This is a genomic window from Luteibacter sp. HAY1-4A (assembly GCF_056755355.1).
Window position 1 is genome coordinate 50,998 of the sequence record NZ_JBNDHZ010000005.1, and the last position, 12,908, is coordinate 63,905.

The following is a 12,908-nucleotide window of genomic DNA, read 5'->3' on the forward strand; positions in this document are numbered from 1 at the left end:
GAAAGGAGGCCGCTGCGCGGCAGTGTCTTATGGCTTGCGCCCCGGCGGACCCGGGCGTCCGGGCGGGGGGAGCCGCCATGGCGGCGAGGAAAGCTCGCGAGAACCTTGCAAGATAGACAGGACCCTGTGGCAAGTGTGGGAAGCGCGCTAGCGCGCGAACGGGTGCTCGCGACGGTGTGGCGAGATTGTTCGCGCGCCAGCGCGCTTCCCACACTCGCCGCGATGTCTGGAGTCGAGGGCATCCGGTCCTGACGTGCCCTAGATCGAGCGCATGACCTTGGCGATGGCCTGTGCGTTGTCGCCGGGGTTTTGGCTCAGCAGTTGTGCCGCGCCCTCGCGGTCTTCGGCCGGGCGGTTCTGGCCGAGCTTCCATTTGCCTTCGATGCGGGCGATGGGCAGGCGAATGCCGACGATGCCTCGCAGCATCGGTGCCACGTAGTCCGCCGGCGCGTCGCTCAGCTTCCACGGTTGGGCCTGGCCGCTGTCGTGCTCGGACTGGTCGGTCAGGCGCGACAGGAGGTCGAGGAGGCGATCCGGGTCGGTGAATGTTTCCGGCACGCCGTACGCATGCACCGCGATGTAATTCCAGGTGGGCACTTCGCGATGGTGCGTGGCCTTGCCGGGATAGCCGTTCGGCGAGATGTATGCGTGCGGTCCGGTGAAGATCGAAAGGACTTCGCCGGAATGGCGCGCGATGTGGTCGTTGCCGCGGGCCACATGCGCGTACAGGGTGCCCAGGGGGCCTTCGTCGCGAGCGAGCACGAACGGAAGGTGCGTGGCCTCGATGCCGCCGGCGCCCGCGGTCACCAGCGTGCCGAAGGCGTTCGCGCGGATGGCCTCGTGCAGGACGGGGACGCGTGCCTCGACGAAATCCCTCGGCGTATACATGCCTTATTGCCCGAACTTGATCTCTTCGCCTTCGTGCCCGCGGTCCCAGCCGCGAAGCTCGTCGCGAATATGCGCGATGCGCTGGCGGCCGAGCGCATTGCGCTCTTCGTCAAGGACGAGGCCATCCAGCAGTTCGGCCAGGCGCTGCGCGGTCGGCAGCATGGCGTCCCAGGCGTCGAGCGCGGGGGCCGGCCCCGGCAACGCCATGAAGAAAGACAGTCCCGGCGTCTGCAAGGTGGCGATGCGGGCCATGTCGAAATTGCCCGGCTTCACCAGGTTGGCCACGCTGAAGATCGGTCCCTGCTCCGGATGGCCGTCCACCAGCCGGTGGTAGATGCCCATGTCGCCGAATTCGAGGCCAGCCTTCTCGGCCGCGACGACGAGGTCGGCGCCGTTGAATTTGCTGCCCTCGCGGGCGACGACATAGAGGCTGACGATGCGCTCGACGGGCGCGTTGGTCGGGCGGCGGCCGAGGTCGGACCGGGGCGGCGTCCTCGGCGGCGGTGCAGGCGCTGGGGCGGGAGCCGGAGCGGGAATCGGCGCGGCGGCCACCGGCTCGTCGACCTCGAACGGGAGGTCCAGGCGGGGATCGACGCGACCCGCGCGCGCGGGCTCGTCCGGCAGCACGGGTGCCGCCGAGGCGGTGCGTTCGCCGGCCAGCGAGGCGCCCAGGCGCTCGAGTTCGGCGCGGAGGTCGACGTCGAGTTCGCCCTGCGCGGGCTTGGGATTGAACAGCGGGTCGTTGGCGTCGTCGTCCTCGCGCGCCCGGAACGACGTGAGTCCGTCCTCGTCGGCATCCTGCTCGGCTTCGTCGCCGAACACCGGCTCACGGCGCTCGCGGGCGCGCTCCGGCTGTTCCTGCACGGGCTTGCGCCGGCCCTGCTCCTTGCGCGGCTGCCCGAACAGCCAGAGCAGCACGAGCACGACGATGCCGACGAACAGCATCGGGATGCCTACCGCGGGATTCCAGGCGAGGCCGATGGCGGGATTCATGGGTTCGATTCCTCAGGTAGTGCTCAGGCGACGCCGACGAGCTTGGACGCCTCGGCCAGATCGACCTGGACGAGACGCGAGACGCCCGGCTCACGCATGGTAACGCCGCAGAGCTGGTGTGCGGCTTCCATCGTGGCCTTGTTGTGGCTCACGAAGATGAACTGCACCTTCTCGCTCATCTCGCGCACCATCGCCGAGAAGCGGCCGACGTTGGCCTCGTCCAGCGGGGCGTCCACCTCGTCGAGCAGGCAGAACGGCGCCGGATTGAGGCCGAAGATGGCGAACACGAGCGACACGGCCGTGAGCGCCTTCTCACCGCCGGACAGCAGCGTGATGTTGGATACGCGCTTGCCGGGTGGACGGGCCATGATCGCCACGCCCGTGTCGAGCAGGTCTTCGCCGGTGAGTTCCAGGTAGGCGTGACCGCCGCCGAACAGGCGCGGGAACAGTTCCTGCACGCCGGCGTTCACGCGGTCGAAGGTTTCCTTGAAACGCTGCCGGGTCTCGCGGTCGATCTTCTTGATTGCGCCTTCCAGGGTTTCCAGCGCACCGGCGAGGTCGGTGAGCTGCGCGTCGAGGTATTCCTTGCGCTGCGACTGCTCGGCGTGCTCCTGGATGGCGGCGAGGTTCACCGGTTCCAGGCGGGCGATCTTCTGCGAGAGGTCCACCAGCTGCTGCTGCCAGTGTTGCGGCTCGGCATCTTCGGCCAGTTCGGACAACAGAGCTTCGAGCTCCAGGCCCGAAGCGACGATGGCCTGCGCAAGCTGCTCCGCGCGCAATTGCAGCGCCTGCGCGGCGAGGCGCTTCTCGGAGACGCTTTCGCGCACCTGGTTCAGCAGGTGCTCGGTGCGCTGGCGGTCCTGCTCCAGCTTGCGGAATTCCGCGTCGCAGTCTTCGAGCGCACGGCGCGCCTCCACGAGCTGGCGGTCGACCAGCAGGCGCTGGTCGAGGTAGGTCTGTCGTTCGGCTTCCAGTTCCGCGATCGGGTCGGAGCCCGCCGCGAGTTGCTGGTCGATCTCGTCGCGGCGCGCCACCACCTGGCGCAACTGCGTGTCCAGGCGTGCCAGCGCCTGCTCCAGCGAGGTCAGCGCGGAGCGCTTGGATTCCATGCCCAGGGCGAGCTGGTGCGCCTGGTCGGCGGCTTCGCGCGCGTTGATGCGGGCTTCCTCGCGGGCTTCGAGCAACTCGCGACGCTCGTTCTCGAGCCCGCGGCGCTCGTCCTCGCGGTCGCCCATGTGGCCCACGGCCTCGTCGAGCCGCGCGCGCGCTTCACGGGTCTGGCCTTCCAGTTCGTCGAGCTGGTCGACGATCGTGGAGATTTCGCCGCCGACCTTTTCGGCGCGCGCACGCGCCGTTTCCATCTTGCCGCGGTGGCTCTGCAACTGCCCCGCGAGCTCCGACAGGCGACGGTGCGCGGCGTAAAGGTCGCGTTGCGCGTCGTCGCGCTGGCGCTCGGTTTCGAACTTGCGCGTGCGCAGCCCTTCCAGTTGTTCGGTGCGCTCCTCGATGGTGGCTTCGAGGGTTTCGATCTGCTCGTTGAGCTGGCGGAGGTCGCGCTCACGCGCCAGCACGCCCACCTGGTTGCCCGAGGCGCGACGTATGCGCACCCAGCCCGGCCCCATCCAGGCGCCGTCACGCGTAATCACCGACTGGTGTGCCGCCAGCGACCCCACGCGGGCCGCGGCGTCCTCCACCGTGTCCACCACGAAGATGTTGCCGAGCATGTTCACGGCCGCGAGCGGCCCGCGAACGTGCGCGGCCAATGTGCCGGCGCTGCCGGGACCGCCCTGGGCTCCCGCGAACAAGGCCACATCGGCTTCGCCCAGCGAGGCGAATTCCCCGGCGAGCGCATCCGGCGACTCGACCAGTACGCCGTCGAGCACGCCGGCGAGCACTGTTTCCACGGCCGATTCGTAACCGGCATCCACCTGCAGCGATTCGCCGAGGCGGCGCGACCGATCCAGGCCGAGGCGTGCGAGCCAGCCGGTGGCGGCGGACTCTTCCTGGCCCAGCGCCGCCGTTTGCAGCGCCTCCAAGGAGGCCTGGCGTCCACGAGCGGTCTGCAATTGCTGGCGCGCGTCGTTCAGCGCCGACTGGACCTGGCGTTCTTCCTCGAGGGCACCCTCGTAAGCCGCCTTGTGTTGGTCGAGTACGCCGCCCAGCTGCTCCACGCGTTCGCGCTGGGTTTCGTGCTCGGTGTCGAGCTGCTCCGCGGCGGCATCGAGCGCAGCGACGTCGGTGGCACGCTGCTCGGCTTCGAGGGCCTCACGGCGGCGCGACAGGTCGACGGCCTGGCGGTCGAGATAGGCAAGCTTCGTGCGCTCCACTTCAGCGGCACGGCTGGACTCGGAAGCGCCGCGGGTGTGCGCATCCCAGCGCTGCTGCCAGTCGGCCAGCCGGGCTTCGGTGGCACGCTGTGCCTCGCCGGTTTCTTCCTGGATCTGCTGCAAGGCTTCGAGCTTCGGCTCGCCTTCGGCAAGCGCCATGCGCAGCGTTTCGATCTGTTCGCGGTCGGCCGCGATGTGGCCCTGCAATTCCTCGTGCTCGCGCTCGGCGTCGGCACGCGAACGGGTCAGGCGTTCGCTCAGGTCGCGGTTGTGCCGCACCTGCTGCTCCACGCGCGCGATCTCGGCACCGACCTTGTATACGTCGGCCTGTACCTGGTTGAGGTGTTCGCTGGCGCCGTGGTGACGCTCGCGCACGCTTTCCAGCTGCGCCTCGACCTGCCGCTGGGCCGCGAGGTGTTTTTCGATCTCGAGTTCCGCTTCGCGCAGGCCGGAACCCTCGCCTTCATGCTGGCGATGCAGGCTCCTGTATTCGAGCGCGCGCAGTTCCGCCTCGCGCCGCGTGTGCTCTTCCTTGAAGGCCTTCCAGCGCTCGGCCGCGCGGGCCTGGCGATTCAGGTGGTCGAGCTGTTTTTCCACCTCGTCGCGCACGTCGCGCACGCGGTCGAGGTTTTCGCGCGTGGACTTGATGCGGCTCTCGGTTTCCTTGCGCCGCTCCTTGTACTTGGAGATGCCGGCGGCCTCCTCCAGGTGCATGCGCAATTCTTCCGGCGCCGCCTCGATGATCTGGCTGATCATGCCCTGCTCGATGATCGAGTAGGAGCGCGGGCCCAGGCCCGTGCCGAGGAACAGGTCCGTGATGTCGCGGCGGCGGCAGCGCCCGCCATTGAGAAAATAAGCCGACTGGCCGTCGCGGCTGACCACGCGCTTCACGGAGATCTCGGCGAAGCTGGCGTATTCGCCCTGGATGGTGCCGTCGCTGTTGTCGAAGATGAGTTCAACCGCCGCCTGGCCCACGGGCTTGCGCGCGCTGGAGCCGGAGAAGATGACGTCGGTGAGGGAGTCGCCGCGCAGACGGCTGGCGGCGGACTCACCCATGACCCAGCGGATGGCGTCGATGATGTTCGACTTGCCGCAGCCATTCGGGCCGACGACGCCGGTCATGTTGGTGGGCAGGTGCAGCGTGGTGGGATCGACGAAGGACTTGAATCCCGCCAGCTTGATCGTGGTCAGACGCATTATGTTTTCCGTTGGGACGCGGCCGTGGGCCCCGTTCGGGAGCCTCCCCTCGGCTGATCGACCACTTTGCCAAAGGGGGGCGGGGTGCGCAATACGCGAGGTTACACGAGAAACCTACTGTAACCTATTGAAATCACGAATTAGACCTTTATGGGAGCCGGCTACGCCGGCGATCCCGCGGCAGCGGGCGCTCTCGCGACCACGTATCGCCGCTGAAGCGGCTCCCACAGGGCAAGCCAAATCAAAGAACCTCAAAAGATGCCGCGCCCGACACGGGCATGAACGCGCAAGGCGCGTTCCTACTCGCCGGGCGCCTTCGCCTCGATCGACAGGGCGTGGATGCCGTCCGGCATCATCTCAGCCAAGGCCTCGTACACCATGCGATGGCGCTGGATGGGGTTCTTGCCGGCAAAGGCGGGGCTCACGATCCGGGCGAAGAAATGGCCCTTGCCCTGCCCCGTATGGCCCACGTGCTTGTGCCCTTCGTCGATCACGTCGAGTTCGAGCGGAGCCAGCGCCTGCGTCAGCAGGTACCGGATGCGCTCGACCTTCTCGACGGTCACGGCAGGGTCACCCGGAACGGACGGACCGACACCTCGCGGTACACCCCGGCTTCCACATAAGGATCGGCATCGGCCCAGGCCTTGGCCGTGGCGAGATCGGCGAACTGGGCGACGATCATGCTGCCGTCGAAGCCCGCCTCGCCCGGGTCTTCCGAGTCGATGGCCGGAAACGGCCCGGCCAGCTTCAGCCGGCCTTCTTCGAGCAGCGCCTTCAGGCGGGCTACGTGCGCCGGGCGCGCAGCCATGCGCTTTTCGAGCGAGTTCGGATGATCGAGGGCGACGATGGCATACCACATGGGACGGACTCCGGAATGACGAGGCTCAGGCCTCGGGACGCATGGTCGGGAACAGCAGCACGTCGCGAATGGACGACGAGCCGGTGAGCAGCATCACGAGGCGGTCGATGCCCACCCCGAGACCGCCAGTGGGCGGCAGGCCGACTTCGAGCGCACGGATGTAGTCCGCGTCGTAGTGCATGGCCTCGTCGTCGCCGGCATCCTTCGCGTCCACCTGGGCCTGGAAGCGGGCCGCCTGGTCTTCGGAATCGTTGAGCTCCGAGAAGCCGTTGGCGATTTCCTTGCCGTTGATGAAGAGCTCGAAGCGATCGGTGATGCCCTTGTCGGTGTCGCTCTCGCGCGCCAGCGGCGAGACTTCCACCGGATGATCGGTGATGAAGGTGGGCTGGATCAGGGTGTGTTCGACGGTGGCCTCGAAGACTTCGAGCAGCAGCTTGCCCCACCCGTACGACGGCTTCACGTGGATGCCCAGCCGCGCGGCGTGCGCCGCCATGGCCTCGCGATCGCGCAGCTCGCCCGGCTTGATCTCGGGGTTGAGTTCGAGCACCGCGTCTTCCATGCGCCAGCGGCGGAACGCCGGGCCGAGGTCGACGGTGGCGCCGTCCCATTCGATAACGGTGCCGCCCACGACGTCCGTCGCCGCCGAACGGATCATGCCCTCGGTGAGGTCCATGATCTCGTGGTAGGTGGCGTACGCCTGGTACAGCTCCAGCATCGTGAATTCGGGGTTGTGCCGCGTGGACACGCCCTCGTTACGGAAGTTGCGGTTGATTTCGTACACGCGGTCGAAGCCGCCGACGACCAAGCGCTTCAGGTAAAGCTCCGGCGCTACGCGCAGGAACAGCGGAATGTCGAGCGCGTTGTGGTGCGTGGTGAACGGTCGCGCGGTGGCCCCGCCGGGAATCACGTGCATCATCGGCGTTTCCACTTCCATGAAGCGGCGCGGCTGGTCTTCGAGCCAGCGGCGCACGTGGCTGATGATCTTCGAGCGCAGCGCGAAGGTGCGGCGCGATTCCTCGGTAACGATGAGGTCGACGTAGCGCTGGCGATAACGCTGCTCCACGTCGGCCAGGCCGTGGTGCTTGTCCGGCAGGCCGCGCAGCGACTTGGTGAGGAGGCGAATGGCGTCGACCTTGACCGAGAGCTCGCCCGTCTTCGTGCGCATGAGCAGGCCGGTGGCCCCGACGATGTCGCCGAGGTCCCAGCGCTTGAACGCTTCGTAGCCTTCCTCGCCCAGCGTGCCCTGGTGCACGAAGAGCTGGATACGGCCGGTGCCGTCCTGCATCTGCACGAAGCTGACCTTGCCCTGGCCGCGCATCAGGATGATGCGGCCGGCGACGGCCACGCGGCGCGGCGCGGCCTCGATGGCCTCGGCGGTCCAGGTTTCCTTGTCGGCGAACTCGTCCTGGAGGTCGCCGGCGAAGCTGTCCACCTTGAAGTCGTTCGGATAGGCGATGCCCTGCGCGCGCAGCGCTTTCAGTTTCTCGCGACGCTCGGCGATGAGTCGGTTCTCGTCGGCGGCAATGGCGGAGGCTGTGGCGTTGGCGTTTTCGGTCATGGCGTCGGGTTGGCTTCTTGGTGGGTGCGGGGCGCGGGCGCCCCGTGGTGGATCAGGCGTCGATGCGCTTGGAGCCGGCCTCGAGACCGGCCTTGAGGCTTGCCTCGACGAATTCGTCGAGGTCGCCGTCGAGCACCTTCTGGGTGTCGGAGCGTTCGATGCCGGTGCGGAGGTCCTTGATGCGGGACTGGTCGAGCACGTAGTTGCGGATCTGGCTGCCCCAACCGATGTCGGACTTGGTGGCTTCCAGGGCGTCTTTCTCGGCGTTCCGTTTCTGGACTTCCAGTTCGTACAGCTTCGCCTTCAGCATCTTCATGGCGCGATCGCGGTTGGCGTGCTGGCTGCGTTCGGTCTGGCAGGCGACGACCGTGTTCGTCGGGATGTGCGTGATACGCACGGCCGACTCGGTCTTGTTCACGTGCTGGCCGCCGGCGCCCGATGAGCGGTAGACGTCGGTCTTCAGGTCGGCGGGATTGATGTCGATCTCGATGTTGTCGTCCACTTCGGGCGACACGAACACGGAAGTGAAGCTGGTATGCCGGCGGTTGTCCGAGTCGAACGGGCTCTTGCGCACCAGGCGGTGCACGCCGATCTCCGTCTTCAGCCAGCCGTAGGCGTAATCGCCTTCCACGCGGAACGTGGCGGACTTGATACCCGCGACTTCGCCCGCGCTCACTTCCATGAGCTCGGTCTTCCAGCCGCGCGACTCCGCCCAGCGCAGGTACATGCGCAGCAGCATTTCAGCCCAGTCCTGGGCCTCGGTGCCGCCTGCGCCCGCCTGTACGTCGACGAAGGCCGGGGCGGCGTCGAGCTCACCCGAGAACATGCGCTGGAATTCGAGCTTGCCGACGCGGGCGTCGACCTTGTTCAGGTCGTCGACGATGGACTGCACGGTGGCTTCGTCGCCATCGGCGGCGGCCATGTCGAGCAGCTCTTTCGCGTCGTCCAGCGAGGCGGTCATCTCGTCGATGCCGGTAACGATGGTGTCGAGCTGGGCGCGCTCGCGGCCCAGTTCCTGCGCGCGCTTCGGGTCGTCCCAGACGTTGGGACTCTCGAGCTCGCGATTGACTTCCTCTAACCGTTCTTTCTTGACGGCGTAGTCAAAGATACCCCCTAAGCGACTCGACGCGGCCCTTGAGGTCCGCGATCTGCGCGAGGATCGGATTGATTTCGATCATGGGAATTCGTACCTGTTATGGCGATGCGGTTGGCATCGGCGTGAACAGCGAAGTGTAGCAAAGCCGAGGTCGGAGGCGGGAATCGGGGCGGCTGCCGAAGGCACGCGGAGTACCCCCGCGTGGTGCTTGCGCCCTCCGCTCCCCGGTCCCGGCCCCCGCCTCTCACGCAGGCAGCGCCTCCCGGTGCACGCCGCGCACCGCCCTTCCCGAGGGATCCGCCGCAGCCGCGAACGCCGGATCCCAGGCCAGCGCCGCCGGGGACGAGCATGCGATGGACTTGCCGCCGGGTACCGTGGCCGCGCAGGCCTCGCCCGGGAAGTGCTTTTCGAACAGGCAGCGGTAGAAATAGGCCTCCTTGGTGGCCGGCGTGTTGAACGGGAAGCGGGCCGCCGCGGCGGCGAATTCCCGGTCGGACACCTGTTTCTCGGCATGGTCCTTCAGGCCGTCGATCCAGCCGTATCCGACGCCGTCGCTGAACTGCTCCTTCTGCCGCCACAGGATTTCCGCCGGAAGCGCGCCATCGAACGCTTCGCGCAACACGCCTTTCTCGATGCCCTTGCGAGCCACCATCTTGGCGTCGGCGTCGAAGGCCATGGCGGTATGCAGGAATTCGAGGTCCAGGAACGGCACCCGAGCCTCCACGCCCCAGGCGGACATCGACTTGTTCGCGCGGAGGCAGTCGTAATACTGCAAGGCGTCGAGCTTGCGCACGGTTTCCTCGTGGAATTCGCGAGCCGACGGGGCCTTGTGGAAGTACAGGTAGCCACCGAAGATTTCGTCCGATCCCTCGCCGGAGAGAACCATCTTCACGCCCATCGCCTTGATGCGCCGCGCGAGCAGGAACATCGGCGTGGATGCGCGGATGGTGGTGACGTCGTAGGTTTCTATGTGCCGGACCACCTCTGGCAGCGCGTCCAATCCCTCTTCGAGCGTGTAACGGAAGCCATGGTGCACGGTACCGAGCGCGGCTGCCGCGATCTCCGCCGCCTTGAGGTCCGGCGATCCTTCGAGACCGATGGCGAACGAATGCAGGCGCGGCCACCAGGCCTCGGCCGCGTCGTCGTCTTCGATACGGCGACGCGCGAAGCTCGCGGCCACGGCCGCCACCAGGGACGAGTCGAGCCCGCCCGACAGCAGCACGCCATAGGGCACGTCGGTCATCATCTGCCGGTGCACCGCGGCCTCGAAGGCCGCACGCAGGGCGGCAGGTTCGATCGTCCGGCCCTCCGTCGCGGCGTAATCCCGCCACGTGGGCGACCAATAGGGCACCGCCTCCCCGCGCAGGCTGTCGTAGACGTGCCCCGGAGGGAAAGGCGCCACGTCGGCGCAAACGCCGGTCAGCGCCTTCATCTCCGAGGCGACGTAGAGGCGCCCTTCCCTGTCGTGCCCCCAGTACAGGGGGCATACCCCCAGCGGATCGCGTGCGACCAGGAAGCGCCGACGCCCGGCGTCCCACAGCGCGAACGCGAAGATGCCGTTGAGTTCGTGCACGAAGTCGTCGCCGTGCTCCCGATAGAGCGCGTTGATCACCTCGCAATCGGAGCCGGTGGTGAAGGCGTAGTCGCTGGCGGCGCGAAGTTCGCGATGGTTGTAGATCTCGCCGTTCACGGCCAGCGCCAGGTCACCGTCCGGGGAGCGCAAGGGCTGCGCGCCGCTGGCCGGGTCGACGATGGCCAGGCGCTCGTGGACGAGGATCGCGCCGTCGTCCACGAAGACACCGCTCCAGTCCGGGCCGCGATGGCGCTGCCGCTGCGAAAGCTCCATGGCCCGCGCGCGCAAGGCGACGAGGTCGTCGCCGGCCGAGAGGCCGAATATTCCCAGGATCGAACACATAGGTCTTGCACTCCATGTAAGAAAGCACGCAAAGAAAAAGGCCCGCCTTGGAGGGCGGGCCTTTCGTGATTCGGATGGTTTCGCCTGAAACCGCCTACACGCCGACCCTCCCGATGTTCCGGGCACGGTTATTGTTATTGGCGTTATTGGCGGCGATGCGAAGCATGGCCCGACTAAAACACGTCGCGACGGGCGATGCAAGCACCCTTCCCGTCTATCCGCTATCTTTCGACGTCACCATGAACACGCTACTCGCCCTCGCCGTCCTTATTACCGCCCAACCCGCTCCGGCATGGCTGGCGGGCGACTGGGAGCCGTACAGCAACGCCTTCGTCGGGCTGCGCATGCTCAGCATCGACAAGGACACGCTGAGCTGGAAGGGTTGCAGCAACGCCCGTTTCGAGGTGGTCGACGCGGATGCGAACCAGGTTACCGTGCGGCTCGCGAAAGGCAGCACCTGCGTGCTCGACGACACACCGCCCACGCGCATGGACACGATTCGCTTCACGCTGCGCGAGAACCATTGCGATCTCGGCGTGACGGTCTACGCCTCGCCCGAAGCGGCCAAGGCGAACGAACCGGCCGCGGAAGGACTCTACGGAAAGCCGAAGTGCCCCTCGGGCCCGGCCGGTCAGGCGGCCGCCAACCTCTCCACCACACCGCGATAAGCCTTCGCGGCCGAGTCTTCCGCCACGTGCGCGAAATCGCGTACGCGCCAACGGCCGCCCACCATCACGTCGCGCACCAGCGGCGTGTTGCCGGCGAAAAGGAAGCTGTCCATCACGTCCGCCTCGTCGCGCGCGGCGAGCAAGGGCGAACGATCGTCGAGGACGAGAAGGTCGGCACGGGCTCCCGCCGCCAACCTGCCGATGTCGCTCGCCGCCGCCTTGACGCCCCCGTCGAGCGCACGCTGCCAGAGCGCCGTGCCCACACTTTCCTCGGGCTGGCGCGCGGCGACGTTGCGGTGCCTCGTAACGAGCCGCTGTCCGTACTCCAGCCAGCGAAGTTCCTCGACGGGCGAGACGGAAATGTGCGAGTCCGAGCCGATGCCGAACGTGCCCCCCGCGTCGATGAAAGCGGCGAGCGGGAAGAGGCCGTCGCCGAGGTTCGCCTCGGTGGTGGGACACAGACCGGCCACCGCGCCGCTCTTCGCGAGGCGGTGCGTTTCCTGCGCCGTCAGGTGCGTCGCATGGATGAGCGTCCAGCGTGCGTTGACGTCGGCATGGTCGAACAACCATTCCACCGGTCGCGCGCCACGGACCGCGAGGCAATCCTGCACCTCGCCGATCTGCTCAGCGATGTGGATGTGTACCGGCAGCTCCTTGGCGATGCCCGTCGCAAGCAGCGAGCGCATCGCGTCTTCCGGCACGGCACGCAGCGAGTGCAGCGCGATGCCCAGCGTGAACATGTCGTCCTGCATCGGCGCCAGGCGCTCGAGCAGGCTCACGAAGCTGCCCACGTCATGGCGGAAGCGCTGCTGCCGGTCCGAGAGCGGACGCCCGTCGAAACCGCCGGTCATGTACAGCACAGGCAACAGCGTCAGGCCGATGCCGGCGTCCTTCGCAGCCTCCATCAACGCCAGCGACATGGCCGCGGGATCGGCATACGGCACGCCGCGCGGCCCATGGTGCAGGTAATGGAATTCGCATACCTGGGTGTAGCCGGCTTTCACCATCTCGACATAGAGTTGCGTGGCGATGGCCTTCAGGTCGTCCGGGTCGATGGCTTCCGCAAACGCATACATGGTTTCGCGCCAGGTCCAGAAGCTGTCTTCGCCCGGGCCACGCCGTTCGGCCAATCCGGCCATCGCCCGCTGGAACGCGTGCGAGTGCAGGTTGGGCATGCCCGGCAGTACGAAACGGCCGATCCGGGACGCCTCACCAGCCGCCGTATCGAAGCGGCCCGATGCTATGTCGAGTGCCACGTCGCCCCCGGCACGCCACGCGCCCCCTTGCCAGAGAAAGTCTGCGCTGACGGCGGTACTCGACATGAGGGGATCCTGTGGGCCGGGGATGCGGCATGGTACTCCGTGCCACCACTGCGGAGGCAGCCGATGCCGCCGGTCGCGGTGACGA

10 protein-coding genes are annotated in these 12,908 nt (G+C 67.4%); 1 reads left to right on the top strand and 9 read right to left on the bottom strand.

Annotated elements, in window-relative coordinates:
- Nucleotides 1-258: 258 nt before the first annotated feature.
- The 8 genes from ACPYOD_RS02600 to asnB form a co-directional block, all read right to left on the bottom strand.
- The gene (locus ACPYOD_RS02600; protein ID WP_481300169.1) at nt 259-888 is read right to left on the bottom strand and encodes an FMN-binding negative transcriptional regulator; all 630 of its coding nucleotides are present in this window, start codon (nt 886-888) and stop codon (nt 259-261) included.
- Nucleotides 889-891: 3 nt separating this feature from the next.
- Nucleotides 892-1,881 carry a cell division protein ZipA gene (gene zipA / locus ACPYOD_RS02605; protein ID WP_481300170.1) on the bottom strand — a complete coding sequence of 330 codons (990 nt, stop codon included), beginning with the start codon at nt 1,879-1,881 and terminating at the stop codon, nt 892-894.
- Between the two features lie 23 nt (nt 1,882-1,904).
- A complete protein-coding gene (gene smc, locus ACPYOD_RS02610) occupies nt 1,905-5,405 on the bottom strand; it encodes a chromosome segregation protein SMC (protein ID WP_481300171.1) in 3,501 nt (1,166 codons plus the stop codon).
- A 299-nt stretch (nt 5,406-5,704) separates the two neighbouring features.
- A complete protein-coding gene (locus ACPYOD_RS02615) occupies nt 5,705-5,968 on the bottom strand; it encodes a BolA family protein (RefSeq protein ID WP_481300172.1) in 264 nt (87 codons plus the stop codon).
- Complete coding sequence (locus ACPYOD_RS02620) at nt 5,965-6,264, bottom strand: YciI family protein (protein ID WP_481300173.1); 300 nt, start codon at nt 6,262-6,264, stop codon at nt 5,965-5,967. The genes ACPYOD_RS02615 and ACPYOD_RS02620 overlap by 4 nt, the downstream gene beginning before the upstream one ends.
- A 25-nt stretch (nt 6,265-6,289) precedes the next feature.
- The gene (gene lysS / locus ACPYOD_RS02625; protein ID WP_481300174.1) at nt 6,290-7,822 is read right to left on the bottom strand and encodes a lysine--tRNA ligase; all 1,533 of its coding nucleotides are present in this window, start codon (nt 7,820-7,822) and stop codon (nt 6,290-6,292) included.
- A gap of 52 nt (nt 7,823-7,874) precedes the next feature.
- A protein-coding gene (gene prfB, locus ACPYOD_RS02630; RefSeq protein WP_481300175.1) for a peptide chain release factor 2 occupies nt 7,875-9,000 on the bottom strand; the annotation gives its coding sequence in 2 pieces (ribosomal slippage) (nt 7,875-8,924 and nt 8,926-9,000; 1,125 coding nt in all).
- 162 nt (nt 9,001-9,162) lie between these two features.
- Nucleotides 9,163-10,833 (bottom strand): asparagine synthase B, encoded by a 1,671-nt coding sequence (gene asnB / locus ACPYOD_RS02635; protein ID WP_481300176.1) that lies wholly within the window; start codon nt 10,831-10,833, stop codon nt 9,163-9,165.
- A 164-nt stretch (nt 10,834-10,997) separates the two neighbouring features.
- On the opposite strand from asnB, the gene ACPYOD_RS02640 reads away from it, so the two are divergent.
- On the top strand, nt 10,998-11,501 hold the full coding sequence (locus tag ACPYOD_RS02640; protein ID WP_481300177.1) for a hypothetical protein: 504 nt from the start codon (nt 10,998-11,000) through the stop codon (nt 11,499-11,501).
- On the opposite strand, the gene ACPYOD_RS02645 is transcribed toward ACPYOD_RS02640, so the two are convergent.
- The gene (locus ACPYOD_RS02645) at nt 11,465-12,823 is read right to left on the bottom strand and encodes a formimidoylglutamate deiminase (RefSeq protein WP_481300178.1); all 1,359 of its coding nucleotides are present in this window, start codon (nt 12,821-12,823) and stop codon (nt 11,465-11,467) included. The two genes, ACPYOD_RS02640 and ACPYOD_RS02645, sit on opposite strands and share 37 nt — an antisense overlap.
- Nucleotides 12,824-12,908 lie beyond the last annotated feature (85 nt).

Coding starts and splice junctions, on each gene's coding strand:
- ACPYOD_RS02600 (WP_481300169.1), bottom strand. CDS start 888: ATGTATACGCCGAGGGATTTCGTCGAGGCACGCGTCCCCGTCCTGCAC.
- zipA (WP_481300170.1), bottom strand. CDS start 1,881: ATGAATCCCGCCATCGGCCTCGCCTGGAATCCCGCGGTAGGCATCCCG.
- ACPYOD_RS02645 (WP_481300178.1), bottom strand. CDS start 12,823: ATGTCGAGTACCGCCGTCAGCGCAGACTTTCTCTGGCAAGGGGGCGCG.
- asnB (WP_481300176.1), bottom strand. CDS start 10,833: ATGTGTTCGATCCTGGGAATATTCGGCCTCTCGGCCGGCGACGACCTC.
- ACPYOD_RS02620 (WP_481300173.1), bottom strand. CDS start 6,264: ATGTGGTATGCCATCGTCGCCCTCGATCATCCGAACTCGCTCGAAAAG.
- ACPYOD_RS02640 (WP_481300177.1), top strand. CDS start 10,998: ATGGCCCGACTAAAACACGTCGCGACGGGCGATGCAAGCACCCTTCCC.
- smc (WP_481300171.1), bottom strand. CDS start 5,405: ATGCGTCTGACCACGATCAAGCTGGCGGGATTCAAGTCCTTCGTCGAT.
- lysS (WP_481300174.1), bottom strand. CDS start 7,822: ATGACCGAAAACGCCAACGCCACAGCCTCCGCCATTGCCGCCGACGAG.